At 71.5% G+C, this 3413-nt stretch carries 4 protein-coding genes; all 4 read left to right on the top strand.

The window, feature by feature from the left end:
- A partial coding sequence (locus AC1D01_RS25960) for an inner membrane CreD family protein (protein ID WP_477871491.1) occupies positions 1-507 on the top strand: 507 nt, incomplete at its 5' end.
- A gap of 32 nt (positions 508-539) precedes the next feature.
- Positions 540-1499 (top strand): quinone oxidoreductase family protein, encoded by a 960-nt coding sequence (locus AC1D01_RS25955; RefSeq protein WP_477871489.1) that lies wholly within the window; start codon positions 540-542, stop codon positions 1497-1499.
- An 11-nt stretch (positions 1500-1510) separates the two neighbouring features.
- Positions 1511-3190, top strand: coding sequence for a GMC family oxidoreductase (locus AC1D01_RS25950; RefSeq protein WP_477871487.1), 1680 nt, complete (start codon positions 1511-1513; stop codon positions 3188-3190).
- On the top strand, positions 3187-3413 hold a 227-nt coding region (locus tag AC1D01_RS25945), incomplete at its 3' end, for a hypothetical protein (RefSeq protein WP_477871485.1). The genes AC1D01_RS25950 and AC1D01_RS25945, both read left to right, overlap by 4 nt.

The following is a 3413-nucleotide window of genomic DNA, read 5'->3' as shown; positions in this document are numbered from 1 at the left end:
CCCGACGAGGTCCGCGGGGCTCGCCCGCCCGAGGCCTTCGGCGTGGCCTTCATCGACCCGGTCAACCCCTACACGCTGAGCGACCGGGCGATCAAGTACGGCCTGCTCTTCATCGGCCTCACCTTCGTCGCGGTCGCGATGGTCGAGCTGCTGCTGCGCCGCCGGGTGCACCCGGTGCAGTACCTGCTGGTGGGCTGCGCGATCAGCGTGTTCTTCCTGCTGCTGCTGAGCCTGTCGGAGCACTTCCCGTTCGCCGTGTCGTATGCGGCGGCGGCCGCCGCCTGCGTCGCGCTGCTCGCCTACTACGGACGCCACGTGCTGGGCGGCTGGCGTGAAGGGCTCGCCTTCGGTGCCGGCATCGCCGGGCTCTACGGCGCGCTGTACACGCTGTTGCAGATGGAGCAGACGGCCCTCGTGATCGGCTCGCTGCTGCTGTTCGCGGTGCTTGCCGCGGTGATGGTCGCGACGCGCCGCTTCGACTGGTACGGCGTCACGGCGCCACGCTGAGGCCGTCCGGGCGGCGGGTACCATGCCGCTCCATGAATGTGCTCAGCTTCGACAGCTTCGGTGCGCCGGATGTATTGCGCTATCGCCCGCATCCCGACCCGGCGCCGGGGCTGGCCCAGGCCCTGGTGCGCACCCGGGCCATCGGGCTGAACTTCGCCGACGTCTACCGGCGCAAGGGCACCTACCACCTGGCCGGCTCGCCGCCGTACATCGCCGGCTATGAAGGCGCCGGCGAGATCGTCGCGGCGCCGGCCGGCAGCGGCTTCGCGCCCGGCGACCGCGTCGGCTTCGCCGACATGCCGTTCGCCAACGCCGAGCTGGTGGCGGTCGACCTCGCGAAGCTGATCCCGCTGCCCGACGACATCGGCTTCGACACCGCGGCGGCCGTGCTGCTGCAAGGGCTCACCGCGCAGTACCTGGTGCGCGACAGCCATGCGCTGACATCCGGCGAGCGCGTGCTGGTGCATGCCGCGGCCGGCGGCGTCGGCGGGCTGCTGGTGCAGCTGTGCAAGGCGCTCGGTGCCCGCGTGATCGGCCTCACCTCCAGCGAGGCCAAGGCCGCGCAGGCGCGCGAGGCCGGCGCCGATGCGGTCGAGCTGTATTCGCAGGATTGGCTCGCCGCGGTGCAGGCCTTCGCGCCGGGCGGCGTCGACGTGGTCTACGACTCGGTCGGGTCCACGCTCGCGCAGAGCCTGGCCGGGGCGCGCACCGGCGGCCACGTCGTCTTCTACGGCATGGCCGGCGGCGACCCGGCACCGGTCGACCCGCGCCTGCTGATGGACACCTCCAAATCCCTCACCGGCGGCGACCTGTGGAACGTGCTGACCAGCGCCGACGAGCGCCGCAGCCGCGCCGGCGAGCTGTTCGGCTGGGTGCGCAGCGGCCGGCTGCGCGTGCCGGTCGACTCGCGCTTCGCGCTGGCCGACGGCGCGCAGGCGCATGCCCGGCTCGAGAGCCGCGCGTCGACCGGCAAGGTCCTGCTGATTCCCTGAGCCGCCACCCGATGCGCGAGATCACCTACGACTACATCGTCTGCGGCGCCGGCACGGCCGGCTGCCTGCTGGCCAACCGGCTGAGTGCCGACCCGAGCAAGAGCGTGCTGCTGATCGAGGCCGGCGGCAACGACGACTACCTGTGGATCCACATCCCGGTCGGCTACCTGTACTGCATCGGCAACCCGCGCACCGACTGGCTGTACCACACCGACGAAGACCCGGGCCTGAACGGCCGTTCGCTGCGCTACCCGCGCGGCAAGGTGCTGGGCGGCAGCTCCAGCATCAACGGCATGATCTACATGCGCGGCCAGGCCCGCGACTACGATCACTGGGGTGCGCTCGGCAACCCCGGCTGGAGCTGGAGCGAGTGCCTGCCGTTCTTCAAGCAGCACGAGGATTTCCACAAGGGCGCCGACGAATTCCATGCCGCACCCGGTTTCGACCGCAGCGGCCAGCGGGCCGGCGGCGAATGGCGCGTCGAGAAGCAGCGCCTGCGCTGGGAGATCCTCGACGCGTTCGCGCAGGCGGCGCAGCAGGCCGGCATCCCGCACAGCAATGACTTCAACCGCGGCGACAACGAAGGCGTCGGCTATTTCGACGTCAACCAGCGCAGCGGCATCCGCTGGAATGCGGCCAAGGCCTTCCTGCGGCCAGTGCTGCGCCGGCCGAACCTGCAGGTGTGGACCGGCGCACAGATCGCCCGCCTGCTGATCGAGCCCGGGCCGAGCGACGGTTCGTGGGACGGCGTGCCGGAGGCGAACGGCGTCGAGGTGATCCCGCAGGGCGGCGGCGAGCGCGTGCGGGCCCGCGCGGCGCGCGAGGTGATCCTGTGCACCGGCGCGGTCGGCACGCCGCAGCTGCTGCAGTTGTCGGGGATCGGCCCGCGCGCGCTGCTGCAACAGCACGGCCTGATGGTGATGCGCGATGCGCCCGGCGTCGGCGGCAACCTGCAGGATCACCTGCAGATCCGCGCCGTCTACGAGGTCGACGGCGTGCGCACGCTGAACGCGATGGCGAACTCGCTGTGGGGCAAGGCGATGATCGGCGCCGAGTACCTGCTGCGCCGCAGCGGCCCGATGAGCATGGCGCCGTCGCAGCTCGGCGCGTTCACGCGCAGCGATGCGGCGCAGCCCCATGCCAACCTGCAGTACCACGTGCAGCCGCTGTCGCTCGATGCATTCGGCCAGCCGCTGCACCGCTTCAACGCGTTCACCGCGAGCGTCTGCAACCTGAACCCGACGAGCCGCGGCCGCATCGACATCCGCAGCGGCGACGCCGCGGTGGCCCCGTCGATCCGGGCCAACTACCTGAGCACCGACGAAGACCGCCGCGTCGCGGCCGGCTCGCTGCGCGTCACGCGCCGCATCGTCGCGCAGCCGGCGCTCGCGCCCTACCACCCGAAGGAGATCAGGCCGGGCCTGCAGTTCGAGAGCGATGACGAACTCGCGCGGCTGGCCGGCGACATCGGCACCACCATCTTCCACCCGGTCGGCACCGCGAAGATGGGGCCGGCGAGCGACCCCGCCGCGGTCGTCGATGCACAGTTGCGCGTGCATGGCGTCAAGCGGCTGCGCATCGCCGATGCCAGCGTGATGCCCACCATCACCAGCGGCAACACCAACTCGCCGACGCTGATGATCGCCGAGCGCGCCGCCCACTGGATCCGCGAGGAAGCGAACCGCACGTGACGCTCGCCCTCGCCATCAATGCCTGCGTCAACCTGATCGTCGGCTGGGCGCTGCTGCTCGCCTGGCGCAGCGACCGGGCGCAGCTGTTCTCGCGCGACCTCGGCTGGGCGTTCGCGAGCCAGGCGATGATTCCCGCCGCCTACCTGATGCAGGCGCAGAACGACGGTGTCGTCGGCGCGCTGGGCACGGTCGTGATCGTCGGCGTGTCGGCGCTGTACCTGTC

The organism is Rhizobacter sp. P3_B12 (assembly GCF_056402895.1).
The sequence above is the reverse complement of the archived record's forward strand: the minus strand, read 5'-3'. Positions and strand labels throughout refer to the sequence as shown.

Coding starts and splice junctions, on each gene's coding strand:
- AC1D01_RS25955 (WP_477871489.1), top strand. CDS start 540: ATGAATGTGCTCAGCTTCGACAGCTTCGGTGCGCCGGATGTATTGCGC.
- AC1D01_RS25950 (WP_477871487.1), top strand. CDS start 1,511: ATGCGCGAGATCACCTACGACTACATCGTCTGCGGCGCCGGCACGGCC.